Origin of the sequence: Streptomyces olindensis (assembly GCF_040645895.1) — a bacterium.
Classification (GTDB): domain Bacteria; phylum Actinomycetota; class Actinomycetes; order Streptomycetales; family Streptomycetaceae; genus Streptomyces; species Streptomyces olindensis.
Genome location: NZ_JBEYZD010000039.1, coordinates 15,360 through 40,327, shown reverse-complemented (window position 1 = coordinate 40,327; position 24,968 = coordinate 15,360). Strand labels below are relative to the sequence as shown.

Annotated in this window: 27 protein-coding genes; 15 read left to right on the top strand and 12 right to left on the bottom strand. The window is 71.9% G+C overall.

The genetic code is table 11. The features are described from left to right. Nucleotides 1-188 precede the first annotated feature (188 nt). Together ABZ948_RS24485 and ABZ948_RS24480 are read left to right on the top strand one after the other, a co-directional pair. Nucleotides 189-1,325: a lipid II:glycine glycyltransferase FemX gene (locus ABZ948_RS24485; protein WP_359762869.1), complete on the top strand. Its 1,137-nt coding sequence runs from the start codon at nucleotides 189-191 to the stop codon at nucleotides 1,323-1,325. Between the two features lie 187 nt (nucleotides 1,326-1,512). Beyond that, nucleotides 1,513-2,478: an EamA family transporter gene (locus tag ABZ948_RS24480; RefSeq protein WP_359762867.1), complete on the top strand. Its 966-nt coding sequence runs from the start codon at nucleotides 1,513-1,515 to the stop codon at nucleotides 2,476-2,478. Nucleotides 2,479-2,522: 44 nt separating this feature from the next. Here ABZ948_RS24480 and ABZ948_RS24475 read toward each other — a convergent pair whose 3' ends face one another. The 5 genes from ABZ948_RS24475 to ABZ948_RS24455 all read right to left on the bottom strand — a co-directional run bounded on the left by ABZ948_RS24475 (nucleotide 2,523) and on the right by ABZ948_RS24455 (nucleotide 6,671). Further along, entirely contained in the window at nucleotides 2,523-3,326 is an 804-nt protein-coding gene (locus tag ABZ948_RS24475; protein WP_359762865.1) for a MerR family transcriptional regulator, read from the bottom strand. Further along, nucleotides 3,319-3,855: a VOC family protein gene (locus ABZ948_RS24470; RefSeq protein ID WP_359762864.1), complete on the bottom strand. Its 537-nt coding sequence runs from the start codon at nucleotides 3,853-3,855 to the stop codon at nucleotides 3,319-3,321. Before ABZ948_RS24470 ends, ABZ948_RS24475 begins: the two co-directional genes overlap by 8 nt. 34 nt (nucleotides 3,856-3,889) lie before the next feature. Then, a complete protein-coding gene (locus ABZ948_RS24465) occupies nucleotides 3,890-4,591 on the bottom strand; it encodes a formylglycine-generating enzyme family protein (RefSeq protein ID WP_359762862.1) in 702 nt (233 codons plus the stop codon). A gap of 305 nt (nucleotides 4,592-4,896) precedes the next feature. Continuing rightward, a complete protein-coding gene (locus tag ABZ948_RS24460; RefSeq protein WP_359762860.1) occupies nucleotides 4,897-5,715 on the bottom strand; it encodes an ABC transporter permease in 819 nt (272 codons plus the stop codon). Beyond that, nucleotides 5,712-6,671 (bottom strand): ATP-binding cassette domain-containing protein, encoded by a 960-nt coding sequence (locus ABZ948_RS24455; RefSeq protein WP_359762858.1) that lies wholly within the window; start codon nucleotides 6,669-6,671, stop codon nucleotides 5,712-5,714. Before ABZ948_RS24455 ends, ABZ948_RS24460 begins: the two co-directional genes overlap by 4 nt. A 111-nt stretch (nucleotides 6,672-6,782) precedes the next feature. Here ABZ948_RS24455 and ABZ948_RS24450 point away from each other — a divergent pair, with 111 nt between their 5' ends. Further along, nucleotides 6,783-7,586, top strand: coding sequence for a TetR/AcrR family transcriptional regulator (locus tag ABZ948_RS24450; protein WP_359762856.1), 804 nt, complete (start codon nucleotides 6,783-6,785; stop codon nucleotides 7,584-7,586). Here ABZ948_RS24450 and ABZ948_RS24445 read toward each other — a convergent pair. Then, a complete protein-coding gene (locus ABZ948_RS24445; protein ID WP_359762854.1) occupies nucleotides 7,583-8,563 on the bottom strand; it encodes a WD40 repeat domain-containing protein in 981 nt (326 codons plus the stop codon). The two genes, ABZ948_RS24450 and ABZ948_RS24445, sit on opposite strands and share 4 nt — an antisense overlap. Before the next feature lie 148 nt (nucleotides 8,564-8,711). Continuing rightward, nucleotides 8,712-9,527 carry a class I SAM-dependent methyltransferase gene (locus ABZ948_RS24440; protein WP_359762852.1) on the bottom strand — a complete coding sequence of 272 codons (816 nt, stop codon included), beginning with the start codon at nucleotides 9,525-9,527 and terminating at the stop codon, nucleotides 8,712-8,714. Between the two features lie 53 nt (nucleotides 9,528-9,580). Between ABZ948_RS24440 and ABZ948_RS24435 the strand changes: the two genes are divergently transcribed. The 6 genes from ABZ948_RS24435 to ABZ948_RS24410 all read left to right on the top strand — a co-directional run bounded on the left by ABZ948_RS24435 (nucleotide 9,581) and on the right by ABZ948_RS24410 (nucleotide 14,580). Further along, the gene (locus tag ABZ948_RS24435; protein WP_359762850.1) at nucleotides 9,581-10,300 is read left to right on the top strand and encodes a GntR family transcriptional regulator; all 720 of its coding nucleotides are present in this window, start codon (nucleotides 9,581-9,583) and stop codon (nucleotides 10,298-10,300) included. A 461-nt stretch (nucleotides 10,301-10,761) separates the two neighbouring features. Beyond that, nucleotides 10,762-11,256: a DUF6415 family natural product biosynthesis protein gene (locus ABZ948_RS24430; protein WP_359762848.1), complete on the top strand. Its 495-nt coding sequence runs from the start codon at nucleotides 10,762-10,764 to the stop codon at nucleotides 11,254-11,256. A gap of 142 nt (nucleotides 11,257-11,398) precedes the next feature. Beyond that, nucleotides 11,399-11,710, top strand: coding sequence for a putative ATP-grasp-modified RiPP (gene tgmA, locus ABZ948_RS24425; RefSeq protein WP_359762846.1), 312 nt, complete (start codon nucleotides 11,399-11,401; stop codon nucleotides 11,708-11,710). Then, entirely contained in the window at nucleotides 11,707-12,657 is a 951-nt protein-coding gene (gene tgmB / locus ABZ948_RS24420; RefSeq protein WP_359762844.1) for an ATP-grasp ribosomal peptide maturase, read from the top strand. Before tgmA ends, tgmB begins: the two co-directional genes overlap by 4 nt. 8 nt (nucleotides 12,658-12,665) lie before the next feature. After that, on the top strand, nucleotides 12,666-13,790 hold the full coding sequence (gene tgmC / locus ABZ948_RS24415; RefSeq protein WP_435857588.1) for an ATP-grasp peptide maturase system methyltransferase: 1,125 nt from the start codon (nucleotides 12,666-12,668) through the stop codon (nucleotides 13,788-13,790). Between the two features lie 115 nt (nucleotides 13,791-13,905). Then, a complete protein-coding gene (locus ABZ948_RS24410; RefSeq protein ID WP_359762840.1) occupies nucleotides 13,906-14,580 on the top strand; it encodes a GDSL-type esterase/lipase family protein in 675 nt (224 codons plus the stop codon). 116 nt (nucleotides 14,581-14,696) lie between these two features. Here ABZ948_RS24410 and ABZ948_RS24405 read toward each other — a convergent pair whose 3' ends face one another. Beyond that, nucleotides 14,697-16,313 (bottom strand): amidase, encoded by a 1,617-nt coding sequence (locus ABZ948_RS24405; protein WP_359762838.1) that lies wholly within the window; start codon nucleotides 16,311-16,313, stop codon nucleotides 14,697-14,699. Between the two features lie 198 nt (nucleotides 16,314-16,511). Here ABZ948_RS24405 and ABZ948_RS24400 point away from each other — a divergent pair, with 198 nt between their 5' ends. Both ABZ948_RS24400 and ABZ948_RS24395 read left to right on the top strand, forming a co-directional pair. Further along, complete coding sequence (locus ABZ948_RS24400; RefSeq protein WP_359762836.1) at nucleotides 16,512-17,270, top strand: hypothetical protein; 759 nt, start codon at nucleotides 16,512-16,514, stop codon at nucleotides 17,268-17,270. Nucleotides 17,271-17,316: 46 nt separating this feature from the next. Next, nucleotides 17,317-18,309, top strand: a complete 993-nt coding sequence (locus ABZ948_RS24395) for an aldo/keto reductase (RefSeq protein WP_359762834.1) — start codon at nucleotides 17,317-17,319, stop codon at nucleotides 18,307-18,309. A 220-nt stretch (nucleotides 18,310-18,529) separates the two neighbouring features. Here the strand turns inward: ABZ948_RS24395 and thpR are convergent, their stop codons facing one another. Beyond that, nucleotides 18,530-19,102, bottom strand: a complete 573-nt coding sequence (gene thpR, locus ABZ948_RS24390; protein ID WP_359762832.1) for an RNA 2',3'-cyclic phosphodiesterase — start codon at nucleotides 19,100-19,102, stop codon at nucleotides 18,530-18,532. Nucleotides 19,103-19,127: 25 nt separating this feature from the next. Here thpR and ABZ948_RS24385 point away from each other — a divergent pair, with 25 nt between their 5' ends. After that, nucleotides 19,128-19,649: a GNAT family N-acetyltransferase gene (locus ABZ948_RS24385; RefSeq protein WP_359762830.1), complete on the top strand. Its 522-nt coding sequence runs from the start codon at nucleotides 19,128-19,130 to the stop codon at nucleotides 19,647-19,649. A gap of 69 nt (nucleotides 19,650-19,718) precedes the next feature. Here ABZ948_RS24385 and ABZ948_RS24380 read toward each other — a convergent pair whose 3' ends face one another. Together ABZ948_RS24380 and ABZ948_RS24375 are read right to left on the bottom strand one after the other, a co-directional pair. After that, on the bottom strand, nucleotides 19,719-21,095 hold the full coding sequence (locus ABZ948_RS24380) for an MFS transporter (RefSeq protein ID WP_359762828.1): 1,377 nt from the start codon (nucleotides 21,093-21,095) through the stop codon (nucleotides 19,719-19,721). Between the two features lie 27 nt (nucleotides 21,096-21,122). After that, nucleotides 21,123-21,560 (bottom strand): MarR family winged helix-turn-helix transcriptional regulator, encoded by a 438-nt coding sequence (locus tag ABZ948_RS24375; protein ID WP_031113621.1) that lies wholly within the window; start codon nucleotides 21,558-21,560, stop codon nucleotides 21,123-21,125. Nucleotides 21,561-21,715: 155 nt separating this feature from the next. On the opposite strand from ABZ948_RS24375, the gene ABZ948_RS24370 reads away from it, so the two are divergent. Further along, on the top strand, nucleotides 21,716-21,943 hold the full coding sequence (locus ABZ948_RS24370) for a ribbon-helix-helix protein, CopG family (protein WP_359762826.1): 228 nt from the start codon (nucleotides 21,716-21,718) through the stop codon (nucleotides 21,941-21,943). On the opposite strand, the gene ABZ948_RS24365 is transcribed toward ABZ948_RS24370, so the two are convergent. Continuing rightward, nucleotides 21,913-23,361, bottom strand: a complete 1,449-nt coding sequence (locus ABZ948_RS24365; RefSeq protein WP_359762824.1) for an NCS2 family permease — start codon at nucleotides 23,359-23,361, stop codon at nucleotides 21,913-21,915. The genes ABZ948_RS24370 and ABZ948_RS24365 overlap by 31 nt on opposite strands. Nucleotides 23,362-23,477: 116 nt before the next feature. Here ABZ948_RS24365 and ABZ948_RS24360 point away from each other — a divergent pair, with 116 nt between their 5' ends. Together ABZ948_RS24360 and ABZ948_RS24355 are read left to right on the top strand one after the other, a co-directional pair. Continuing rightward, nucleotides 23,478-23,777 carry a DUF2530 domain-containing protein gene (locus tag ABZ948_RS24360; RefSeq protein ID WP_359762822.1) on the top strand — a complete coding sequence of 100 codons (300 nt, stop codon included), beginning with the start codon at nucleotides 23,478-23,480 and terminating at the stop codon, nucleotides 23,775-23,777. Between the two features lie 326 nt (nucleotides 23,778-24,103). Next, nucleotides 24,104-24,949 (top strand): class I SAM-dependent methyltransferase, encoded by an 846-nt coding sequence (locus ABZ948_RS24355; RefSeq protein ID WP_359762820.1) that lies wholly within the window; start codon nucleotides 24,104-24,106, stop codon nucleotides 24,947-24,949. The last annotated feature ends 19 nt before the right edge of the window (nucleotides 24,950-24,968 follow it).

The following is a 24,968-nucleotide window of genomic DNA, read 5'->3' as shown; positions in this document are numbered from 1 at the left end:
CGAGTACGCGGCCAGGACACGGCGGTGGGCACCCGGCCGTCCTGGTCGGTGTGCGCGGCGTGCTTGAGGCGTTCGGGCCATGCGATGGGTGGACCCGAGTGTCTGAGCCGGGGGACGGCCGGGGCCGCTCCTAGGCTCGCGGGACCAGACACTGCCCGTCGAGGGCCGCTGCTCGAAGGAGCCCGCGCATGAGCGTCCGCGTCCAGCCGATCACCCGCGACGAGCACCTGGCGTTCGTCTCGGCCCGCCCCTCCGCCAGCCACACGCAGATCCCGTCCTGGGGCGAGGTGAAGCCCGACTGGCGTGCGGAGAGCCTGGGCTGGTTCGACCCGGGCGGGCAGCTCGTCGGCGCGGGACTGGTCCTGCTGCGCCCGCTGCCCGGCCCGCGGCTGCCGGGGCTGCGCCGCTACCTCGCGTATCTGCCCGAGGGCCCGCTGATCGACTGGCACGAGCCGGAGCTGGAGCGCCTGCTGGAGCCGATGCTCGCGCACCTGCGGCGGCGCGGCGCCTTCGCGGTGCGGATGGGCCCGCCGGTCGTGGTGCGCCGCTGGAGCGCCGAGACGGTCAAGGCGGCCATCGCCGACCCGGCCGCCCGGCGGCTGCGGGACGTACGGGCGACGTCGTACGAACCGCGCGCCGGGCAGGTCGCGGACGCCCTGCGCCGGATGGGCTGGCGGCAGACCGAGTCCGGCGGCGAGGGCGGCTTCGCCGCGGGCCAGCCCCGGTACGTCTTCCAGGTGCCGTTCGCCGGACGCTCGCTGGACGACATCCACAACGGCCTGAACCAGCAGTGGCGGCGCAACATCAAGAAGGCGGAGAAGGCCGGCGTGAAGGTCGTGCGCGGCGGCTACGAGGACCTGCCGGCCTTCCACGAGCTGTACGGCGAGACCGCCGAGCGGGATCGTTTCCTCCCGCGCCCGCTGCCGTACTTCCAGCGCATGTGGAACGCGCTCACCGCCGAGCACCCGGACCGGATGCGGCTCTACCTCGCCTACCACGACGGCGAGGCGCTCGCCGCGGCCACGATGCTGACCGTCGGCGACCACGTCTGGTACTCCTACGGCGCCTCCACCGGCCGCCGCCGCGAGGTCCAGCCGAGCAGCGCCCTGCAGTGGCGCATGATGACCGACGCCCACGAGCTCGGCGCCGCGGTCTACGACCTGCGCGGCATCACCGACACCCTGGAGGAGTCCAGCCACCTGCTGGGCCTGCTCCGCTTCAAGGTGGGCACCGGCGGCGAGGCCGTCGAGTACCTCGGCGAATGGGACTTCCCCCTCAACCGGCTCCTCTACAAGGCGTTCGACCTTTATCTGTCCCGCCGCTGAGGAGGCGGGGTCCGGCCACTCCGCGTCTCCGGCCCACTCGGCGTCTCACGCCCCGAGACAGAGGTAAAAGGGCTTCACGCACCTGACCGGGTCCATTACCCTGGACTGTGCAGTACACCGGGATGTACGTCACGTGCAGGCCGGTGTACGCCGCCCCGCACCAGCGCCGACGACCCCAGGACCGCCCGTGACCACCCCCGACAGCGTCACCACGCCCCAGCCCGCGACCACCACCGCCGCCGGCGCCGCCGCACCGGCCGCCGGTCCGGGCCGGCTCGGTTCCCTCGGGCCCCTGGGCCTGGTGCTCGCGGGCGGGATCTCCGTGCAGTTCGGCGGCGCGCTGGCGGTGACGCTGATGCCGCGGGCCGGTGCCCTCGGGGTGGTCGCGCTGCGGCTGCTCGTGGCGGCGGTGGTCCTGCTGCTGGTCTGCCGCCCGCGACTGCGCGGCCACTCGCGCACCGACTGGGGCACGGTCGTCGTCTTCGGCATCACCATGGCCGCGATGAACGGCCTCTTCTACCAGGCCGTCGCCCGTATCCCGCTGGGCCCCGCGGTCACCCTGGAGGTCCTCGGCCCGCTCGCCCTGTCGGTGCTGGCGTCCCGGCGCGCGATCAACGTCGTGTGGGCGGCCCTGGCCCTCGCCGGTGTCTTCCTCCTCGGCGGAGGAGGCTTCGACGGTCTCGACCCCACCGGAGCGGCCTTCGCCCTGGGGGCGGGCGCCATGTGGGCGGCCTACATCGTCTTCAGCGCGCGCACGGGCCGCCGCTTCCCGCAGGCGGACGGGCTGGCCCTGGCGATGGCGGTGGGCGCGGTGCTGTTCCTGCCGCTGGGCATCGCCGAGTCGGGCGCGAAGCTCGCCGACCCGGTGACGCTGGGCCTCGGCGCGGCGGTGGCGCTGCTCTCCTCGGTCCTGCCCTACACCCTCGAACTCCTCGCCCTGCGCCGCCTGCCCGCCTCCACCTTCGCGATCCTGATGAGCCTGGAGCCGGCCATCGCCGCGACGGCCGGCTTCCTCCTCCTGGACCAGGCCCTCACCGCCCCGGAGGCCGCGGCGATCGCCCTGGTCATCGCGGCGAGCATGGGGGCGGTGCGGACCCAGGTGGGCCAGGGGAAGACGAAGGGGCTGGAGGCGGCGGGGCCGGGCACCCCCTAGCGGACATCCCCTAGGCCTCCGTCAGGCCTCCGCGATCGCCCCCGCTACTGCCAGGTCGCGGTGTCGGGGTCGATGCCGTGGGCGCGCGCGTCGGCGTCGACGATGCGGCGGAACCACGCGGCGAGGCCGGGGCGGATGCCGTCGTAGTGGGCGGCGAAGCCCGGATCGGCCTCGTACATGCGGCCGAGACAGACCTGCATCTGCCTGCTGAGGGGGAAGTACGAGGCGAACACCTCGCGGTGCCGCCCGGCGAGCCGGTTCGCCTCCTCGCTGCCGGGTTCCACACCGGCGTCCATCGCCTTCGCGAGGGCCCGGTCGAGGTCGGCCACCTCGTCGGCGACGGCCTGCCATTCCTCCGGGGTGCGAGAGGCCGAGCGTTCGGCGTACTGCCGCCACTGCGTCGTGTCCCCGTAGCGCTCGCGGGCCCGGGCGGGCCCGTCCGGGTCCCACTGGGGGCCGAAGATCGCGGCCTGCTGCTCCGCGGTGAGCAGCACGCCGCGCTCGTGGGCGTCGATCATCCGGTCCAGTCCGGCGCCGAGCCGCTGGAGGCGCTCGATCCGCTCGGCGACCTGGGCGCGCTGCGCGCGCAGGGCGCCGGGCACGTCCGCCGTCGAGTCGTCCAGGACGGCCTGGATCCTGTCCAGGCCGAGGCCGATCTCGCGGTAGACGACGATCCGGTGCAGGCGTTCCAGATCACCGGCGGTGTAGAGCCGGTACCCGGCGGCCGTGCGCAGCGACGGCCGCGCCAGACCGATCTCGTCCCAGTGGTGCAGTGCCCGGACGGTCACGCCCAGCCGCGCGGAGACCTGGCCGACGGTCAGGCCGTCGGTGTCGGTGGAGTCAGGCATGCTCCTCATTGTCGCCGCGCCGGACGTCCGGTGGAGTGATCCCGACGGCGGCCAGGTCCCGCGCTTCCTGACTGTCCGGGTCGACGGGCCGCGCCGCGGTGAAGACGATCCGTGCGTTCTCGGGGGTGATCACCTCCACGTCGCGGGTGGTCCAGGGGGTGTCCCGCGGACCGTCGACCGAGTCCGGGCGCAACGCACGGCAGTTCTCGACGAGGGAATCGATCTGGCTGAGCACGCACGCGAAGCTGACGCTCATCGCCGGTGCCCGCTCCGGGACGCCCGCCGTCGGGACGAGGAGCACGTCCTGGAACGCCCACCTGCGCAGATGCACCACGCTGCCGGGGATGCTGAACAGTTCGATGAAGCCGAGCCCGCGCGTCCAGAATTCCACCGACGCCGCCAGATCGCTCGTGGGGATCGTCACGAACGCGGGCATCCCGTAGATGCCACGGAACGGCTCCGGTGGAACCGCGTGCGGGCCGGGAGCGGGCACGGGGCTGATCTCGAACGCGTTGTAGTGGTCGCTCATGCACCCGACTCTCCGGCCTCACGCAACGTGAGGGTCAAGCCGGTTCCGCGGAGCCCGGCCGGCCCGTTCCCGTCCCCGGTCGGGGCGTCCGCGCCACGCGGAACCCCACGTCGTCGATCCGGAACGTCGGATGGCTGCGGCGCCGTACGGACGCGCGGCAGCTCCAGTGCTCGTCGGACCAGCCGCCGCCGCGGAGCACCCGGTAGGTGCCGTAGACCTCGGGGTCGTAGACGTCCCAGCACCAGTCCCAGGTGTTGCCCAGCATGTCGTGGAGGCCCCAGGCGTTGGGCTGTTTGCCGCCCACGGGGTGGATCCCGTCGTCCGAGTTCCCCCGGTACCAGGCGATGTCGTCGAGGCGGCCGTAGCGCGGGCCCGTGCTGCCGGCGCGGCAGGCGTGCTCCCACTCGGCCTCCGTCGGCAGCCGGTACCCGTCGGCGGAGGTGTCCCAGTCGGCCGTCCCGGTGTCGCCCGGCAGGTGATAGGCGGGGGTCAGCCCTTCCCGCCGGGACAGGGCGTTGCAGAAACGCACCGCGTCCCACCAGGACACGCCCTCGACGGGCAGCCGGTCGCCGGCGGCCGAGCTCGGCCGCCGGCCGGTGACGTCGGCGTACCACTCCTGGGTGACCGGGAACACCGACAGGCGGAAGGGCGCGACGTCGACCGGCCAACTGCGCTGCGTCCGCCGGTCCGACAGCCGCACCTGCCCGCCCGGAACGGAGATCATCTGGCTGTCCATACCCACACCCTCGCCCAGGGCCAGTGACCCTGTCGACCGCCGGGCGCCCCCTCACCGCCGCGTCACGTCGCCATGCCTCCGGCACGTCCCCGCCCCCGGCGCGCCCAGGCGGGCGCGCCGCCACCCGGGCCACCCGGCCCACCCGGCTCGCCCGGCCCACCGGGATCGCCGGGCCCGCCGCCCGGGTCGGTGCCGGGCCCGCCGGGCGCGAACCCAGGGGCCTTGACGAGCGCCAGGTACGCGTCCTTCACCGTGTCGACCGTCTGCCAGTCGTTACTCCGGGAGGTGCGCGGACCCGGCCCTCGTCACCGGCTGAGCTTCTTGAACCTTCGTACGGCGAGCGGCAGGAAGATCACCGTGAGGATCACCGGCCACACCCCGGCCATCAGCAGCGCGTGCTGCTCGACCCACGTGTCGCCGGTGACCGGCGTGCCGAACAGCTCGCGGGTCGCCGCCGCCGTGGACGAGATCGGGTTCCAGACCGCCACCCAGCCCAGCCAGTCGGGCATCAGCTGCGGCGCGACGAAGATGCTGGAGATCATCGTCAGCGGGAAGGCGACCGCGAACAGGCCGCCCGCGGCCTCCGGGTTGGGCACGAGCAGGCCGAGCCACACGCCGATCCAGATCAGCGCGAACCGCAGCCAGAGCAGCAGCCCGAACGCGGCGAGGAAGCCGAGGCCCCCGTCCGGCCGCCAGCCCATGGCCAGTGCGGTGAGCATCATGATCGCCAACTCGGCGCAGGCGACGATCAGATCGGTGACCCCGCGCCCGGCCACCACCGCCGAGGACGCCATCGGCATCGAGCGGAACCGGTCGATGACGCCCTTGGTGGAGTCGTACACCACGACCGTGGCGGTGTTGATGAAGCCGAACGCCATGGTCATCACGAACATGCCCGGCATCAGGAAGTCCTTGTAGTCCCCGCCGCCCGGCACCTTCATCGCGCTGCCGAAGACATAGCCGTACATCAGCACGGACAGGATCGGGAAGCCCAGCTGCCAGGCGATGTTGACCGGCTGGCGCTGGTAGTGGGTCAGTCCGCGGCGGACGATGTTCCAGCAGTCCGCGAGCAGCCAGTACGTGCCGCTGCGGGTGCTCGGGGTGCTCAGGTCGACGGCACTCACGCGGCGGCCTCCTTCTCGGTCCGGTGTCCGGTCAGGCGCAGGAAGACGTCGTCGAGGCTGGGCCTGCGCAGTCCGATGTCCTCGACGCGGACGCCCTCGTCCTGGAGGGTCCGCGCCACCTCCGTGAGGGCCGTGACCCGGTCGGTGACCGGGGCGTGCACCCGCAACTCGGCCTCGTCCGCCTCGGGTTCGCCGTCCGTGACCCGGGCGATCACCTTCACCACGCGCGGGATCTCGGACCGCTCGGCGACCACGACCTCGACGCGGTCGCCGCCGACCAGGTTCTTCAGCCCGTCCGGGGTGTCGTCGGCGATGGCGCGCCCCTGGTCGATGACGGTGATGTGCGAGGCGAGCTTGTCGGCCTCCTCCAGGTACTGCGTGGTCAGCAGCACGGTCGTGCCGCCCGCCACCAGCGCCCGGACGGAGTCCCAGACCTCGCCCCGGCTGCGGGGGTCCAGCCCGGTCGTCGGCTCGTCGAGGAAGAGCACGGCCGGGGCCAGGATCATCGACGCGGCGAGGTCGAGGCGGCGCCGCATGCCGCCGCTGTACTTGCCGACGCCCCGGTCGGCGGCGTCGGTCAGGTCGAACTGGTCCAGCAGCTCGGCCGCCCGGAGCCTGGCGCGCTTGCCGCCCAGGTGGAACAGGCGGCCGAACATCTCCAGGTTCTGCCGGCCCGTGAGCACCTCGTCGACCGCCGCGTACTGGCCGGTGAGCCCGATCCGGGCCCGGACCTCGCGCGGCTGCCGGGCCACGTCGAGGCCGGCGACCGTCGCGCTGCCCCCGTCCAGCCGGATCAGCGTGGACAGGATGCGCACCGCCGTGGTCTTGCCCGCCCCGTTCGGCCCGAGCAGGCCGTGCACCGTGCCCTCGCGTACCGCCAGGTCGAAGCCGTCGAGGGCGCGTTTCTCGCCGTACCGCTTCTCCAGCGCCTCGGCCCGCACCGCGTATCCGTCCATGCCGCCCCTCCCGTGTGCTCGTGCCGTGCCCGGCACCCCGAACTGAGTACAGCGTACCCGATTACGCGTACGTTGTACCCAGTTTTTTCGCGGGGACCTAAGCTGGGTGCCATGACGAGCGGTACGAGTGGCACGGGCAGCGCGGAGACCAGCGGCAGCGGCGATATCGCCCGCACCCTCGAACTGCTGTGGGACACCGGCCGGCGGCCCAGCCGGGGCCCCAAGCCGACCCTCACCCTGGACCGGATCGTGGAAGCCGCCATCCAGGTGGCGGACACCGAGGGTCTGGAGGGGCTCTCCATGCGCCGCGTCGCGGCCGAGCTGGGCACCGGCACCATGTCGCTGTACCGGTACGTGCCCGGCAAGGGCGAGCTGCTCGACCTCATGCTGGACCGGGTGCAGCGCGTCTCCGAGGACCCGGCCGACTTCGGCGACGGCGGCTGGCGCACGGCCCTGGAGACACTGGCCCGCGAGACCCTCGCCCTCTACCGCCGCCACCCCTGGCTGCTCCAGGTCAACCAGTCCCGGCAGATCCTCGGCCCGGGCGCCCTCGACGGCATGGAGAAGATCCTCACCCGGATCCGCCCGATGGGGCTGAGCGACCCCGAGCTGCTCTCCGCGGTCATCATGATCGACGGGTACGTCGTCGGGGCCGCACGCTCGCACCTGTACCAGCGGGAGGCCGAGCGCCGGACGGGCCTGACGGACGCCGAGTTCTGGCAGGCGCAGGTGCCGGTCCTGGAGAAGGTCATGGCCTCGGGCCGCTACCCGGTCATGGCGTCACTCTCCGAGGACACCTTCGGACCCGACTTCGACCACTTCGAGTTCGGGCTCCAGCGCATCCTGGACGGCCTGGAGGTCCTGGTGGCACGGCGCCGGGACCAGGACGCGCAGCCGCCGGAGGAGGGCTCCTAGTTCCGCCGCCGCAGGCGCCGCAGGCCGAAGAGGACGACCAGGGCGGCGGCCGCGGCGATGGCGCCGGTCTTGAGGTTGCCGCTCAGCCCGTCACCGCCCGCGCCGCCGTCCGAGGCGGCCGAACCGCCGCTCCCGGAGGGCGAGTCGGACCCCTCGGCCCCGGGGGCGTCCTGCGGCTCCACGGGACTGTCGGCGCCCTCGGCGCCGTACATGAGCTTCTTCCCGTCGGCGGTGTAGGTGACGGACTCGCCCTGCCCCAGGAACGGCACGCCGAGCCGCTCCTTCCGCTGGAGCTTCCCACCGTTCCAGTCGTACGCGATCGCGCCGAAGTAGCTGCGGACGACGAGGTGTTCGCCGTCCGGGGAGAGCGTGGCGTCGGTGGCCTCCAGGTCGGGGACGGCCGCGACGGGCCGGAAGACGTTCGTCCCGGACGGGGAGAGCTCGGCCGGGCCCTCGTACAGGTGCCCGCCCTTCTCGTTCTTGTCGACGATGTAGACGCGGCCCGTCTTCGGGTGCACGACGAGCGACTCGGCGTCGCGCGCGCCGTCGGAGTACTTCACGACGTACTGCGTGGCCCGGATCGTCTGGTCGCGCAGGTTCTTCGGCTCAGGCAGCCGGTAGATCCAGACGTGCGGCCAGGTGCCGCCGAGGTTGTCGCCGATGTCCCCGACGTAGATCTGGTTGCCGGGCCCGATCGAGATGGCCTCCACGTCACGCGGGCTGCCCACGCCGGTCATGGTGATCGTCGCGACCGTCTCGCCCGTCGCGCTGTCGACGGCGTAGAGGTACGCCCCGTCGTCGCTGTCGTTGTGCGTCCAGTAGATGCCGGGGTGCAGACGCGAGGCCGCCAGGCCGCTGGACTCGGTGATGCGCGGGTCCTTGATGGTGAACTCCTCGTCCCCGTCGGCGGCGGAGGCGGGCACGGCGAGGGCGCCCACGAGAAGGGCCGCGGCGAGAAAGACGGAGGGGCTGCGCATGCCCCAAGCCTGCCATCCCGCTCCGCGGTTCATCATGTGTTGTCCGGGGACGGCTGCCGTCTAAGACGGTCTACAGATCCGCCTTCAAGCGGCAGGTGCTTTGGACATGTCCGGACTCTTGCCCTCTTCGGCCGCCGTGGCGCATCGTTCACACCGGTCGGCGTCCGATCGCCAGCAGGTGGGAGCTCGCTGCCAGCAGCTCGGGGTAGGGCTCGGCCATGCGCGCTGCGGTCAGTGCCGACTCGAAGAGGGCCGAGTCGCGGAAGTCGCCGCCGGTGTTGCGCTCGGCTGCCGCAAGCATCGACCAGGCCGGGCCCTCGATGCCGAAGACCTCGGTTCCCTCGAACCCGGCCGCGGCGACCTCGTTGCGCAGCTGCTCGCCGCTGTGGAAGTAGGCAGCGGTGAACGCCTTCTTCCCGTCGTGGATCTGGCTGCGCAGGATGCCGCCGATGCTCGCCTGCACCGCCTCGTCCTGGAGGTGAGCGAAGGCGGCGTGTTCGAACAGGGATGAGTATCGGTTGATGCCTGCGGCCGCCAGGAGGCCACCTGGCTTGAGTACGCGGTACGCCTCGGCGAGGGCTCGGTCGCGGTCTGCCCGTTCGATGAGGTGGTAGAGGGGGCCGAGCAGGAGCACGACGTCGTATGAGGCGTCCTCGCCGGTGAGCCGGCGGGCGTCCCCGAGCTCCACGCTGGCGCCCGTGTCCTCGGCCTGCTCGATGTGGCGTGGGATCGGGTCGACGAGGTGCACGGTGTAGTCGTCCTTCACGAGCCAGCGGGCGTGGGCGCCGGGGCCTCCGCCGACGTCGAGGACCCGGGCCGGTGGCTGGGGGAGGTGTCGGCGCAGCAACTCCTGCGTGCGTACCATCTCCAGGCGTCCGTCGGCAGTGGTGGTCAGCCTGTCCGCCTCGTCGATGGTCTCGCTGTAGAACCGCGTGATCTCCGGCGCTAGCTCAGGGCTCGTCATGCGAGCATTCTGGTGGCCTGCCGGTGGACCAGTCCAGTGATCGGAAGCCAGCCATGCCTCTGCTGAAGTACGAGCAGATCGCCGACGACCTGCGCACGCGCATCGCCAACGGTGAGTTCGGCCCGGGTGAGCTGCTGCCGTCAGGTCGTGATCTGGCCGAGCAGTGGAGCGTGTCGAGGGCCACGGTCGTCAAGGCATACGACGTGCTACGGGCCGATGGCCTCGTCGTGGCCCGGCAGGGGGCGGGGTTCACGGTCGTCGAGGCGCCGATCGCGCGTCCTGCGGGCGGACGCCGAGCCGGCTCGAGCCGTGTCACGGGCGGCGCGCCCTACCGGCGACTGGGGATGCCCGACCGGGTCGTCCCGCCCGCGCACGTGATCGATGCCCTGGGGCTGAAGCCCGGCGAGACCGCGTTGCGACGGAGGCGTCTGGTGCTTCTCGACGACGGTTCGCCGGGAACGCTCGTCACCGCCTGGTTCCCGCCGGCGGTCGCCGACCTGGCGCCCCGGCTGGCCCTGAACGGACCTATCGCCGAGGGCACCACGCACTACGTGCGGCGTGAAACCGGTCGGTCGCCCGCTGAAGGTGTCGACATCACGACGGTCCGTCTGGCCAGTGACGAGGAAGCCGGCGTGCTGGAAGTGGATCAGCCTGTGGCGGTGGCCGTCGTGCTGCACGTGGCGTATGACCAGGACCGACGTCCCCTGGTGTGCGAGATCGGTGTCACGCCGTCGCACGTGTTCGAAGAGACGGACACGTACCCGATGAGGTAGCAGCGCACCCGAGCCGCTTGACTGGACCGGTGGACCGGTCCAGTCTTTGCTTGTGCCGTGACAGCGCGCCGTGAAAGCGGCCGTGCTGTGTCCGGCTGTCGGAAATTGACGAAGCCCGGCGACCGCTGACACGGCCCCGGGCGCGGCCAACGCTGCTGAGGAGCGTTGACAATGGAATACCTATCACGATCACTCCAATGGGTGAGAGCGGTGCTGTTCGGACCGCGCACGCCCGGTCGGCACCGCTGTATCCCCGCCCCGCACGCGGTGCTCCCCGAGCCCTCTCGCCATCCGTCGCCTGAGGTCCGGGGCACGCGGCTCATGGCCGCCCGCAGTCACCGCCGGGAACGGCAGGGACAGCCTCCCTGGGACGAGACAGGCGCCCTGGTCCGGCCCTACGTGGCGCGCCTGGGCGAAGGCTTATACGCGGACGCCCTGGCCAGCCCCTGGGGAGAGGCACGATGAACGCCACCCGCTCCGAGACCGAAGTGCCCGTTCCGGGCGTGACCGCGATGCGCGCCCAGGCGAGTTGGTTCCTGGACCAGCGCACCCTGCCACGCCACCAGGCCACGCGTCTCATGGAACGAGAACTCCGCGCGTTCCTGGAGCACTTGATCCCGCACATCGAGCAACTCGCCGCCAAGCGCTCCGAGGACGACGTGCCGACGAACGTGGCCTTGGCCGGCATCACCGAGGCCAGGCGTCGCATGGACGAGCCGGAGGCCGCGGGCCTGGTCGGAGAGGTGGAACGGGTGAAGCTGCTGGCCCGGTCGGTGGTCTCCCTGTGCGACCACCACGACGCACTCACCGGCATCACCATCTGCATGCTCTGCGACCACGTCATCGGCGACGAAGCGTGGGTGCCGTTTCAGCGGGCGTGCCCCTCGGGAGCAGGTCTCAAGTCGGGTCGCGTCCATAAGCGCTGTGCACCCGCGGTGAGTCGCCCCGGCCGCTGACCGGTCGCCCGTCCCGTGAGAGGACCACAAGCCTCCGGCGGGACGGGTTCCCAGACGCCCGCCCCTGCTCCCCCGAACCCTGGACAGGTCGAGCAGCCGGGGCGGGCCGTACCTCACACCTGACGGAAAGCGAGGAAACCCTTTGTTTGCTCATTCCGATCGGCTCCCCACCGGGACGCCGCTGCCGTCCGGCGCCTCGACCCCTGTCCCGTGGGGCCTGCGGCGCATGGCCCCCTACCCGGCGTTCGCCCCAGGCTACGCACGGACCGAACTCGACCCCGCCACCCAGACCGCCCGCTACTTCGACGCCGATGGACAGGTGCTGGAGATGGGAAAGCACGGCACCAGCACCGGGACGAACCCGCCGACCAACACCGGCAACCCGTCCGACGGCCAGGGCGGTGGCGGCAGCGGCGGCGGTGACCAGGACACCGGGAACGACAGCGACCAGTGACCGATTCCGGCCCGGTGCTGGTCGTCACCAACCTGGACGACCCCACGGCCGACGTGGTGATCAGTGAGCTGCACGGCCGGGATGTCCCGGTCGTGCGGTTCGACTCGGGGGATTTCCCCCACGCCCTGTCGGTCGCGGCCACGATCACGTCGCACGGCGTGGCGGGCACACTGTCCACGCCGTCCCGGTCCGCAGACCTGTCCGGCATCCGCTCCCTGTATTACCGCCGGCCCTCCGGCTTCACCTTTCCCCACCTGGATCAGCAGGACGCTCGGTTCGCCATCGCCCAGGCCCGCTACGGGCTCGGCGGCATTCTGGCCTCGCTGCCCGGCTGCCGGTACGTCAACCACCCGCACCGCGTGGGGGATGCCGAGTTCAAACCATCTGGCCTGGCCGCCGCGGCGGCAGCGGGCTTCCGCCTGCCGCGTACGGTCATCACCTCCGACCCCGACACGGCACGGAGCTTCGTCAAGCAGTACAGGCCTGTGATCTACAAGCCGCTGTCGGCGCCGCTGTACCGCATCGACGGCGTCTCGTGCACCGTCGAGGTTGCCGAAGTCCGCGCCGACGACATCGATGAGGCCGTCTCCGGGACTGCGCACCTGTTCCAGCAGCGCGTCGACAAGGTCGCAGACGTACGGGTCACCGTCATAGGTGACCAGGTCTTCGCCGTCCGTATCGACTCTGACTTGCTGGACTGGCGCACCGACTATGGCCGCTTGCGCTATTCCGTCGCCCAACCGCCGCCCGGAGTCACCGAGGCCCTCCACGCATACCTGGCTCACTTCGGGCTGGCCTTCGGCGCTTTCGACTTCGCTGTCGACGGCCAGGGGCAATGGTGGTTCCTGGAGTGCAATCCGTCCGGCCAGTGGTACTGGCTGGAACCCGAGACCGGCCTGCCGATGCTCGCGGCCATGGCCGACCTCCTGGAAGGGAAGAACCGCTGATGAACGTCATGGACTCCAGCGCCCTGCGCCGGGCGCTGGCCGACCAGCTTGCCGGGGCCGGTGCCTTGCGCACCGAGCCGTGGCGGCAGGCCGTCGAAGGGGTGCCCCGGCACGAGTTCCTCCGCGGCGGCTTCTTCGAGCGGGTCCAAGGCTCCGCCCCGACCGCCTGGCGGCCGATCCTGGCCGACACCGACGGCTGGCTGGAACGCTGCTACGCCGACGAGTCGCTGGTCACGCAGATCGCCGGCACCATCGTGCCCGGCGACATCCGTGGCCAGATCATGCGTGTCCCGACCTCTTCCAGCACACAGCCGAGCCTGGTCCTGCGCATGCTGGAGGACCTCCGGATCGAGGACGGTGACCGGGTGCTGGAGATCGGCACCGGCACGGGGTACTCCACCGGACTGCTCTGCCACCGGCTCGGCGACGACCTGGTCACCTCTGTGGAAGTGGACCCCGAAGTGTCACGCCGAGCCGGCACCGCCCTCGGCGCCTGCGGCCACTTCCCCGAACTGGTCGTCGGTGACGGCCTGGCCGGGCACAAGGAGGGCGCCCCATACGACCGGCTGATCGCCACCTGCGGCGTGCTGGAGCTACCGCACACGTGGATCGAGCAGACCGAGCCGGGCGGCATCATCCTTGCCACGCTCGGCGGCTGGCTCTACTCCTCGGAGCTGGCCCGGCTGACCGTCGGCCACGACGGAGTGGCCCACGGTCAGTTCCTCGGCGGGCGGGTCTCCTTCATGCTCGCCCGCCCGCAGCTCCCGCCCCCGCTCGGCATGCTCCCCGACTTCGACGCCGGGCAGGAGCGGACGACGCCGGTCGGTGCCGATGTCCTGGACGACTGGGGCGCGCGGTTCGTCGCGCAGCTGGCAGCCCCGCGCGCGCAGCGCCTCAGCCTGACGATCGCCGACACGACCCAGCAGGTCCTTGTCGACGTGGAGGTCGGCGCGTGGGCAGCCCTCAGGCAGGACGGTGAGCACTGGATCGTTCGCCAGGGCGGACCGGTGCGGTTGTGGGACGTCGTCGAGGACCACGTGCTGCGGTGGCGGGCGAGCGGCTCCCCGGCCCTGGACCGCTTCCGGATCACCGTCACCCCCGAGGCGCAGAGGGTGACCTGGCAGCAGGCCTGACGTCCTTCCGACCGGCCCCGCGGCCCGATGGGGCGGGTTTCTCCGTATGCGGCGCGTGGCCCGACTCACACCCCTCCGTACCCCGTCGGCGGCCGTGATCGTCCATGATGAGCGGATGCTCAGGTTCATGCCCGTCGGTGACTCCATGACGATCGGAAGCGCGGGCGAACACACGTGGCGCTACCGGATGTGGCAGCACCTGTGCCGTTCCTACGGCGGTCCCTTCACCCTCGTCGGCCCCCGCGAGACGCTCTACGACAAGCTGGCCGAGGCCCCGACGTCGTACGCCTACGCCGAGCCGGACTTCCCGCGCGCCCACCTGGCCGGCTGGGGCGAGGGCTGGCTGCACCTGGCGCCGCTGATCGGCGACGCGGTGCGCTCCTGCCGGGCGGACGTCCTCCTGGTCTCCCTGGGCCTGATCGACCTGGGCTTCTACACGAACGCGGAGCAGACCGCCGAGAACGTCCGGGCGTTCGCGGCCGGGGCACGGGCCGCGAACCGGCGGGTGCGGATGGTGTGGCTGCCGGTCACCCCGAACGTGCGGGCCGCCACGGACACGGCCTTCGCCACCGAGGTCGCCCGCTTCAACGAGCTGCTGGCCAAGACGGCCGCCGACCTCGACGAGCCCGGCTCCCCCGTCCTCCTCGCCTCACCCCCGCCGTCGTACGACGTCGACACCGACACCTACGACGGCACCCACCCCGGCCCGAGCGGCGAGCACAAGATCGCGGCGGCGTTCGCGGAGGCCATGCACCAGGGCTGGGACCTGGGCGGACCCTACGAGGGGTAGCTCTCCTCGATCACCCGCGCCAGGCGCCGCGCGCAGGGCCGGACGTCCAGGTCGTCCCACCGTTCGTCCTCGTCGCCGAGGTAGAGCTCCACGAGGTGGCCGGTGCCGGTCCACCCTCAGAACCCCACGTCGGCCGCCCGATAGGCCGGCGGCCGCCGTACCCGGCTCACCTGCTCGTACGCGTACGCCAGCCGCAGCAGCGTCGGCTCGCTCCACGCCGTGCCCATGAAGGTGAGCCCGACCGGCAGGCCGAAGGCGAACCCGGCGGGGACGCTGATCGCCGGGTAGCCGGCGAGGGCCGCGGGGGTGGAGGAGCCGCCGCCGTGGGCGTCGCCGCGGACCAGGTCGATCTTGGCGGGCGGGCCGCAGGTCGGCATCACCAGGGCGTCCAGGCGGTGCTCGCGCAGCACGGCGTCGATGCCCTCGGCGCGCGACAGCCGGTGGTTGAGGGCCAGGGCCTCGCGGTACTCGCGTGCGCTGAAGTCCAGCTTCTCGACGGTCTCCAGGCCGTCCTGCCGTACGTAACGCAGCTCCCGGTCGGCGTGTGCGCGGTTGAACTCGATCAACTCCCGCAGGCTGCGCGGGTGGTCGCCGGGCGCGGCGGTGAGGTACGCGTTCAACGCCCGCTTGATCTCGTACACCTGCACCACCACCGAGCTCGGCAGGTCCTCCAGGCGCTCGGCCGTGGGGATGTCCGCCGGGTCGACGATCGTGGCACCGGCCTCGCTCAGCACCGCGATCGCCCGCTCGGCGATCTCGTCGGCGTGGTGGTCGTAGCCGAAGTACACCGAGCGCGGCACGCCGATACGGGCGCCGCGCAGCCCGTCGGCGTCCAGGAAGCGGGTGTAGTCGCGGTGGTGGTGGCCGCGGCTCGCCCGCGTCGCCGGATCACGGTCGTCGAGGCCCACCAGCACGCCGAGCACGATCGCCGCGTCGCGGACCGTGCGCGCCATCGGGCCCACGCTGTCCTGGCTCGGCACGCCGGGGATGACACCGCCGCGCCCGACCAGTCCCACGGTCGGCTTCACCCCGACGACGCAGTTGGCCGAGGCCGGGTCGATGATCGAGCCGTTGGTCTCGGTGCCGATGCCGGCGACGCACAGGCCGGCCGCGACGGCGACGCCCGTACCGGAGCTGGACTCGTTCGGGGAGCGGTCGAGTTTGTAGGGGTTGCGGGTCTGGCCGCCGCGCGCGCTCCAACCGGCGTGGTGGGTGAGGGACATGCCGCCCGCCCACTCGCTGAGGTTGGTCTTGCCGAGGATGACGGCACCGGCCTCGCGCAGCCGGGCGGCGGCGGTGGCGTCCGCGGCCGGCCGCAGCCCCTCCAGGGCGAGCGAGCCTGCCGTGGTGTGCATCCGGTCGGCGGTCTCCACCAGGTCCTTCAGCAGGACGGGCAGGCCGTGCAGCGGCCCCCGGGCGCGCCGCCGGGCGTCCAGGCGGCGGGCTTCGCGGAGCGCGTCGGGGTTGACCTCGATCACGGAGTGCAGGAGCGGATCGAGGCGCTCGATGCGCTCCAGGTGGTGGCGGGTGAGGCGTTCGGCGTCGAGGCGCCCGTCGGCCATGCGGCGGCGCAGTTCGTCGATGCCCGGCTCGTCCTGTTCTTCTGGCGCGGTGCCGGCGGGGCCGCCGGTGCGGGCCCGGGCCGTGGCCGGGCCGAGCCAGGGCGTGGCCGCGGCGGCCGTGCCGAGCGCGAGCGCGGTGCGGCGCGTGGGGGATGACGCGGGAGTCCTCATGACCAGCACGGTAGGGACGTGAGCGGCCCGAATCGCTGAGGCTGTCACCCGATTCGTGCCGGGTGCCCTCCCCCGGCGCGAGGTGAGGTTCACCCCCACCAGGTGATGTTCACCCCCACCTGGTGAGGTTCACCCCCACGTGGGGTTTGCCCACCGCCCGCCCCCGTCCCCTCCGTCCCCCGCCCTACGGTCCCAGCCATGGCGACACAACCAACGGTCGAGGAACTGGCCCGGCGGGTGGCGGACGGGCCGCCCGGGGAGTTCCGCAGCCGGCTGCGCGAGGAGTTGCTCCGCCAGCCCGCCGAGTGGCTGGCGGACGAACTCCTCGCCCGCCTGCCCGAGGACCCGTACGTTCCGCACCCGCGCCCCTCGCGGGAGCCGAGGCCGGCGGTGTCGGACGAGGACTGCTCCGGGCGTCCGGACCGCATCCGCTCCTGGCGGTTGGACCACGCGGGACTCGACGAGCGCGTCACCCGCCTCACGTCCTGGACCCGCGACCGCCTGACCGCCGAGGGCCTGCTCCTCACCCCGCCGCCCGAGGGCGGCCCCCTCATCACCCCGTCCCACCGCTCCCCCGCCGGCGAGGACCTCCTGCGCGAGGCCAAGGACCTCCTCTACGCCCTGCTGTTCGGCGAACCGGCGGACGGCGTCGCCCTCGACCGCGTCGAACGCGAACTGCTCACCCTCACCCTGCCCCGCGACAAGGCCCACACCGTCGCCTTCATGCTGCGCGCCGCCACCGAGATCGGGGCCGTCGGCACCTGGCAGGACCCGGCGGGCCGGACCCATGACGAACGCGCCCCGAACCTGCTCTTCCAGATCGAGTACGGCGAGGTCGCCGGCGAACTGGTGGGACACGGCATCAGGGCGTGCCTGCGCCTGGTCAACGACCTGGAGGTCAACGAGCAGGTGCTGTACGGCCGTATGGAGAATGTGGAGGAGAGCACGCTCGCCTAGGGACGCTCTTGCTTGGAGCGCACTTCAAGACGTTGGCTAGGGCGTCATGGAGTACACGCAGCTCGGACGCACGGGACTCAAGGTCAGCAGGCTCGTCCTCGGCACCATGAACTTCGGTCCGCAGACCGACGAGGCCGACAGCCACGCCATCATGGACGCGGCGCTGGACGCGGGCATCAACCTCTTCGACACCGCCAACGTGTACGGCTGGGGCGAGAACAAGGGCCGTACCGAGAGCATCATCGGCAACTGGTTCGCCAAGGGCGAGGGCCGGCGCGACAAGGTCGTCCTCGCCACGAAGGTGTACGGCAACATGGGCGCCGACGGCCCGGCCTGGCCGAACCACGACAAGCTCTCCGCCCTCAACATCCGCCGGGCCGTGGACGCCAGCCTCAAGCGGCTCCAGACCGACCACATCGACGTCTACCAGTTCCACCACGTCGACCGGGACACCCCCTTCGACGAGATCTGGCAGGCGATCGACGTCCTGGTCCAGCAGGGCAAGATCCTGTACGTCGGGTCGTCGAACTTCCCCGGCTACAAGATCGCCCAGGCCAACGAGATCGCCGCCCGGCGGGGCGGGACCATCGGGCTGGTCAGCGAGCAGTGCCTGTACAACCTCGCCGAGCGGCGCGCCGAGATGGAGGTCATCCCGGCCGCGCGGGAGTACGGCCTCGGTGTCATCCCGTGGTCGCCGCTGCACGGCGGTCTGCTGGGCGGTGTCCTCAAGAAGGAGGTCGAGGGCAGGCGCCGGGCCTCCGGCCGCGCCGCCGACGCGCTCGCCGACCCCGCGACCCGCGCGCAGATCCAGTCCTACGAGGACCTGCTCGACAAGCACGGCATCGAGCCCGGCGAGGCCGCCCTGGCGTGGCTGCTCACCCGCCCCGGCGTGACCGGCCCGATCGTCGGCCCGCGCACGGCCGAACAGCTCGCCTCCGCCGTGCGGGCGTCCGAGCTGGAGCTGTCGGAGGAACTCCTGACGGGCCTGGACGAGATCTTCCCGGGCCCGGGGCCGTCGCCGGAGGCCTTCGCCTGGTAGGAGACGCCCTTCTTTCAAGGGGCGCGGGGCTGTTCTTGATATGCGGCTCCGCCGCGTGGGCGCGACCGGCCCCCACCGGCCCGCGGCCGGGGAACAGCCGTCCGCAGTTCCCCGGCCGGCCTACCTCCCGAGCAAAGAAGCCAGGGCGACGACCAGCAGCATCAGCACAAGCACACCGGCCATGATCCGGTTACGGGTTTTCGGGTCCACGACACCGAGCCTAACCGGCGCTCCCGAGCGGCCAGCGCCCGACCGCCTCGTACCGGGGCTGCTCCCCCGGCACACCCGACGTCGGCAGGTTGCTCCGCACCAGCACCAGCTCGTCGACGGTCCAGGTCCGGCTCCGGAAGGCGTTCAGCGCGTCGAGGCAGGCGCGCACGTCCCGTGCCTCCCGGCTCCGGGCCACGGTCACGTGGGGCTTGTACCGCCGGTGCTCCCCCATCGGCAGACCCGCCTTCCGCGCCACCGCCTCCGCCCGCTCGGCCAGCAGCCGCAGGGTCGCCAGGTCGCCCTCGGCGCCGGCCCACAGCGCCCTGCCGTGCCCGAACTGACCGCCGCCCCGCACGGCCAGCGCGAAGGGAGGGGTGCGGTGCGCGGCCCGCTCCAGCCGGGCCGACAGCTCCGGCACGCGTGCGTCGTCGACCTCCCCGTAGAAGGCGAGCGTGAAGTGCCAGCCGGGCCGGCCGGTCCAGCGCATCCCGTCCGCCCCGGGCAGTGCGCGCAACGCGTCGACGACGGCACCGAGTTCACGACGCACCTCGTCCGGGGGCAGCACGGCGGCGAAGAGTCTCATGGTGCCAGCCTGGCACCATGAGGCCATGGAGATCACCATCAGGGACGGCGGGCCGGACGACATTCCCGCGATACTCGGCATGCTCGACAGCTGTGTGGAATGGCTCGTCTCGCAGGGGCGCACCGGGCAGTGGGGGACGAAGCCCCTGTCGCAGAGCCCGAAGACGGTGGAGTCGGTCGGCCGGTACATGGCGGAGGGCAGCGTGTACATGGCCGAGGTCGACGGCGTCCCGGCCGCGACCCTGACCCTCACCGACTCGCCCGGCGCCTACCTGTCGGACCTCGCACCGGCCGGGGAGCCCGAGCGCTACATCCACTGGCTGGCCTCCGACCGCCGCTTCAAGGGGCACGGCGTGGGCAGCGCCCTCCTCGCGCACGCCGCGGAGGAGACCCGCCGGGCCGGGGTGTCCCTGCTCCGCGTGGACTGCTACGCCGGGGACGACGGCAAACTCGTCCGCTACTACGAGGCGAACGGCTTCACCCGCGTCGAGTCCTTCACGGTCGGCGAGCACGACTGGCCCGGCCAGCTGCTGGCCCGCAGGGTGTAGGCCGCCCGGCACCGGCCCGGCGGCCTCCTGCACCCCTGCGTCCCTGCGGCCCTGCGCCCCCCCGTGCCGCTATGCGGCGGGAGCCAGTTGCTCCTGCTGCTCCCGGGGTACGAACCGCACCCGGGGATGCCCGCGGTGCCAGCCGATCGACAGGCGGAGGTTGCCGACCCGGGCCAGGATCAGACCGATCACGGCCGCGGCGAGGAGCGCCACCGCGCCGCCGGCGGCCAGGCCGACCCGGGCGCCGTAGGTGTCGGTGATCCAGCCCACGATCGGGGCGCCGACCGGGGAGCCGCCGAGGAAGACCATCATGTAGAGGGCCATGACACGGCCGCGCATGGCCGGGTCGGTGGACATCTGGATGCTGGTGTTCGTCGTGACGTTGACCGTCATGCCGAACAGGCCCAGCGGGACCATGAGCAGGGCGAACATCCACAGGGTGGGGATCGTCGCGGCCAGTATCTCCAGTGCGCCGAAGGCCATCGCCGCCGCGATCAGCAGCCGCAGCCGGGCCGTGCCCCGCCGCGCGGCGAGCAGCGCGCCCGCGACCGAGCCGACGGCCATCAGCGTGTTGAACATGCTGTACGCGCCGGCGCCCGCGTGGAACACGTCGTCCGCGAAGGCCGAGAGGTAGACGGGGAAGTTGAAGGCGAACGTGCCGACGAAGCCCACCAGCACGATCGGCCAGATCAGCTCCGGGCGGCCGGTGACGTAGCGGACGCCTTCGCGCAGCTGTCCCTTGCCGCGCGGGGCGCGCTCGACGACGTGCAGCTCGCGGGCGCGCATCAGCAGCAGGCCGGTGAGCGGCGCGATGAAGGACAGGCCGTTGAGGAGGAAGGCGTAGCCGGTGCCGACGCCGGTGATCAGTATGCCCGCGACGGCGGGGCCGACCAGGCGGGCCGACTGGAAGTTCGCGGAGTTCAGGCTGACCGCGTTCTGCAGCTGCCGGGGGCCGACCAGCTCGGAGACGAAGGACTGCCGGGCCGGGTTGTCGACGACCGTGGCGAGACCGACCGCGAAGGCGGCGACGTACACGTGCCACACCAGGACGTGGCCGGTGAGGGTGAGGACGGCCAGGGCGATCGCGGTGAGCGCCATCGACGTCTGCGTCACCAGCAGCGTGGGCCGCTTGCGGAGCCGGTCGACGAGGACACCGCCGTAGAGGCCGAAGAGGAGCATCGGCAGGAACTGCAGGGCGGTCGTTATGCCGACGGCGGCGGAGGAGCCGGTGAGGCTGAGGACCAGCCAGTCCTGGGCGATGCGCTGCATCCAGGTGCCGATGTTGGAGACGACCTGCCCCATGAAGAAGAGGCGGTAGTTCCGCACCTTCAGGGAGGAGAACATCGAGGACTTGCGGGCGGGTCGGCCGGCGGGTGCGTCGGAGGCGGGCGGGGAGTCGTGGGGTTCAGGTGCGGGGACGGAAGCTGCTCCGGGTCCCGAACTCAAAGGGTTCGCCTCCTTGCGACGTACGGCTTACAGATGCGCGAGCTTCTCCAGTACGGGGGCGGCGGCGCGAAGTTTCGCCCACTCGTCCTCGTCGAGGTTTTCCACCAGCGAGGCCAGGAATGCGTTCCGCTTGGCGCGGCTCTCCTCGAGCATTGTTTCGGCCTGCTCGGTGCGCGTGACGACCTTCTGGCGCCGGTCCTCGGGGTGCGGCTCCAGCCGGACCAGCCCCTTGGCCTCGAGCAGGGCCACGATGCGGGTCATCGACGGCGGCTGCACGTGCTCCTTGCGGGCGAGTTCGCCCGGGGTGGCCCTGCCGCACAGGGACAGGGTGCCCAGCACCGACATCTCGGTGGGGCTGAGCGACTCGTCGACCCGCTGGTGCTTGAGCCGACGGGAGAGCCGCATCACGGCGGAGCGGAGGGCGTTCACGGCGGCTACGTCGTCGCCATGGCTGAGGTCCGGCATGTTCTTTAGCTTAACTCATTACTCTCGCTAAAGACCAGCGGGAACACCCCGGATCGGCCGTGACCCCCGCCACTGAACCGTGACATCACTCATATGGGTGATCCGATGGCGGAACGCGACACACCGTACCGAAGGGTGCCGCGACCCTCATGGCCATGGGGACCAGTGTGCTCAGCCTACGAATAGACCACGACCTGCTGGAACGACTCCGGCACCACGCCGCGAAGAGGGGAATGAGCGTCCAGGACTACGTCGTCCGGACGCTCGTTCGAGATGACTTCGACGAACGGTTCCAGACCGCCGTCGAGGAGACGGAGAGGTTCTACGGGTCACCCGACGCGGGCGACGGGGATCAGGTCAGACCCAGCGCCGGCATCAGGTAGTAGAACGCGAACACCGCCGCCACCACGTACATCGCCGTCGGCACTTCCCGGCCCCGTCCGGCCGCGAGGCGCAGCACGACGAAGGTGATGAAGCCCATGCCGATGCCGTTGGTGATCGAGTAGGTGAACGGCATCATCAGCATCGTCACGAAGGCCGGGATCGCGATCGTGTGGTCGGCCCAGTCGATCTCCCTGACGGAGCCGGCCAGGATCAGGAAGCCGACCGCGACCAGCGCCGGGGTGGCCGCCTGGGACGGCACCATCGTGGCGACCGGCGTGAGGAAGAGGGCCACGGCGAACAGACCGCCGGTGACGACGTTCGCGAGGCCGGTCCGGGCGCCCTCGCCGACACCGGCGGTGGACTCGACGAAGGCTGTCGTGGCGGAGGAGGAGCTGGCGCCGCCGGCGGCGACCGCGAGGCCGTCGACGAACAGCACCTTGTTGATGCCGGGCATCTGCCCCTCGCCGTCGGTCAGCTTGGCCTCGTCGGAGACGCCCATGATCGTGCCCATCGCGTCGAAGAAGCACGACAGCAGCACGGTGAAGACGAACAGCACCCCGGTCAGCACGCCGACCTTGTCGAAGCCGCCGAACAGGCTCACCTGGCCGATCAGCCCGAAGTCGGGGCTGGCGACGGGGTTGCCGGGCCACTTGGGCGTGGTCAGGCCCCAGCTCGGCACCTTCGCGACCGCGTTGACGACGACCGCGAGGACCGTCATGGCGACGATCGAGATCAGAATCGCGCCGGAGACCTTGCGCACGATGAGCGCGAGGGTGAGCAGGACACCCAGGACGAAGACGAGGACCGGCCAGCCGTTGAGGTGACCGTCGCCGCCGAGCTGGAGCGGCACGGTGGTCTGGGCGGCGTCCGGGATCCGGGAGACGAAACCGGCGTCGACGAGCCCGATCAGCATGATGAACAGGCCGATGCCGATGGAGATGGCCTTGCGCAGCCCGTAGGGCACGGCGTTCATGACGCGCTCGCGCAGCCCCGTCGCCACCAGCAGCATGACCACGAACCCGGCGAGGACCACCATGCCCATCGCGTCCGGCCAGGACATGCGCGGGGCGAGCTGGAGGGCGACGACGGAGTTCACGCCGAGGCCGGCGGCGAGTGCGATCGGCACGTTGCCGATGACGCCCATGAGGAGGGTGGTGAACGCGGCGGTCAGAGCCGTCGCGGTGACCAGCTGCCCGTTGTCGAGCTGATGGCCGTACATGTCCTTGGCGCTGCCGAGGATGATCGGGTTCAGCACGATGATGTAGGCCATCGCGAAGAACGTGGCGAGGCCGCCCCGGACCTCGCGGGGCAGGGTGCTGCCCCGCTCGGAGATCCGGAAGAAGCGGTCGAGTGCGCCGTACGGCCCGGCTCCCGGCTGTTCAGGGGCGGGGACCTTGGCGGGAGCCGAGGAGGACATGTTTTGTTGGTTCCTACGAAGAGAAGTGGTCAGACACAAACCGTTTCAGTATGAACATATAACGCCCCACTCGGCCATCTCCGCGCGTAGACCTGATCGCCTCGTAAGCTGTCCCCATGGCGAAGTGGACCCCCCGACACGAGGCGCCGGAGCCCCTGGAGGGCCCCGTGGTCGCCACCATCACCGGCGGCACGATCCTGTGGTTCGTCCTCTTCCTCGTCCAGCTCCCCTTCTACGGCTGGTTCGACGACCGCGGGCAGACCTGGTGGGTGTGGACCTGCCTGGCCGGCGGCGGACTCGGCCTGATCGGCATCTGGTACGTCCGCAAGCGCGACACCGCGATCAAGCGGGCGGCAGCACAGGACGCCCCTGCGCCCCCGACTCCCCCGACCCCTTCGGCTCCCTCGGCGCAGTAGGCCCCCCCCGGGGGGGGGACGAACGCACCCGCACCCGCCGGACGACGCAAGGGGCCGTGTCGGGGGGTGTCCGCCCGCAGCGGTTGGCGCGTCAACGGGGAGTCAGTCGGCACGCAAGTCGATCGCGCCGTTCCGAGGACGGACACCCCCCGGCGCGGCCCCGACCCACCACCGGCGAGAAGGCGAAGCCGCGCTCCCCCACCGAAGCAGCCACAGGCCGCCCGGCAGGACACACCCCCGCCCCCTCCCTACGCTCGAAAGGGAGGCGGCGAAACGCTCGCGACCCGTCGTGCGGAACCGCCGCCCGACCGGTGAGGAGCGCAGCCATGACGATGCAGAACAGCGAGGCCGAGGCCGACCGTGCGCTGAAGGCCAAGCACCGGGCGATGTGGGCCCAGGGCGACTACCCGTCCCTCGCCGCCGAGATCATCCCCGGCCTCGGCGCGATCCTGGTCGAGGCGTGCGGGGTGGGTTCGGGCCAACGGGTGCTGGACGTGGGCGCCGGCTCCGGCAACGCGGCGATCCCGGCGGCCCTGGCCGGCGCGGACGTGGTCGCCTCCGACCTCACCCCCGAGCTGTTCGAGGCGGGCCGGCGCGTGGCCGAGCAGCAGGGCGCACGGCTCACCTGGCAGGAGGCCGACGCCGAGGCGCTGCCCTTCGGGGACGCGGAGTTCGACACCGTGCTCTCCTGCGTCGGCGTCATGTTCGCCCCGCACCACCAGCGGGCCGCCGACGAACTCGTCCGGGTCTGCCGGCCGGGCGGCACCATCGGGCTGCTGAGCTGGACGCCCCAGGGATTCATCGGCCGGATGTTCGCCACCATGAAGCCGTACGCCCCACCGCCCCCGCCGGGCGCCCAGCCGCCCCCGCTGTGGGGCGACGAGGACCATGTGCGCGGACTCCTCGGCGACCGGGTCACGGATGTGCGCGCCGAGCGCCGGACCGTCCGGGTCGAGCGCTTCGCGACGCCCGAGACGTTCCGCGACTACTTCAAGGAGCGCTACGGCCCGACCATCACGGTCTACAAGAACATCGCCGGCGACCCCGACCGTGTCGCGGCCCTCGACCGCGACCTGGCGGCCCTGGCCCGCGACGCCGACCTCGGGACCGGGCAGGGCGGGACGGTCCTGGACTGGGAGTACCTGCTGCTGACCGCCCGCCGGGCCGGCTGACGAGCGGAACGGCACCGGG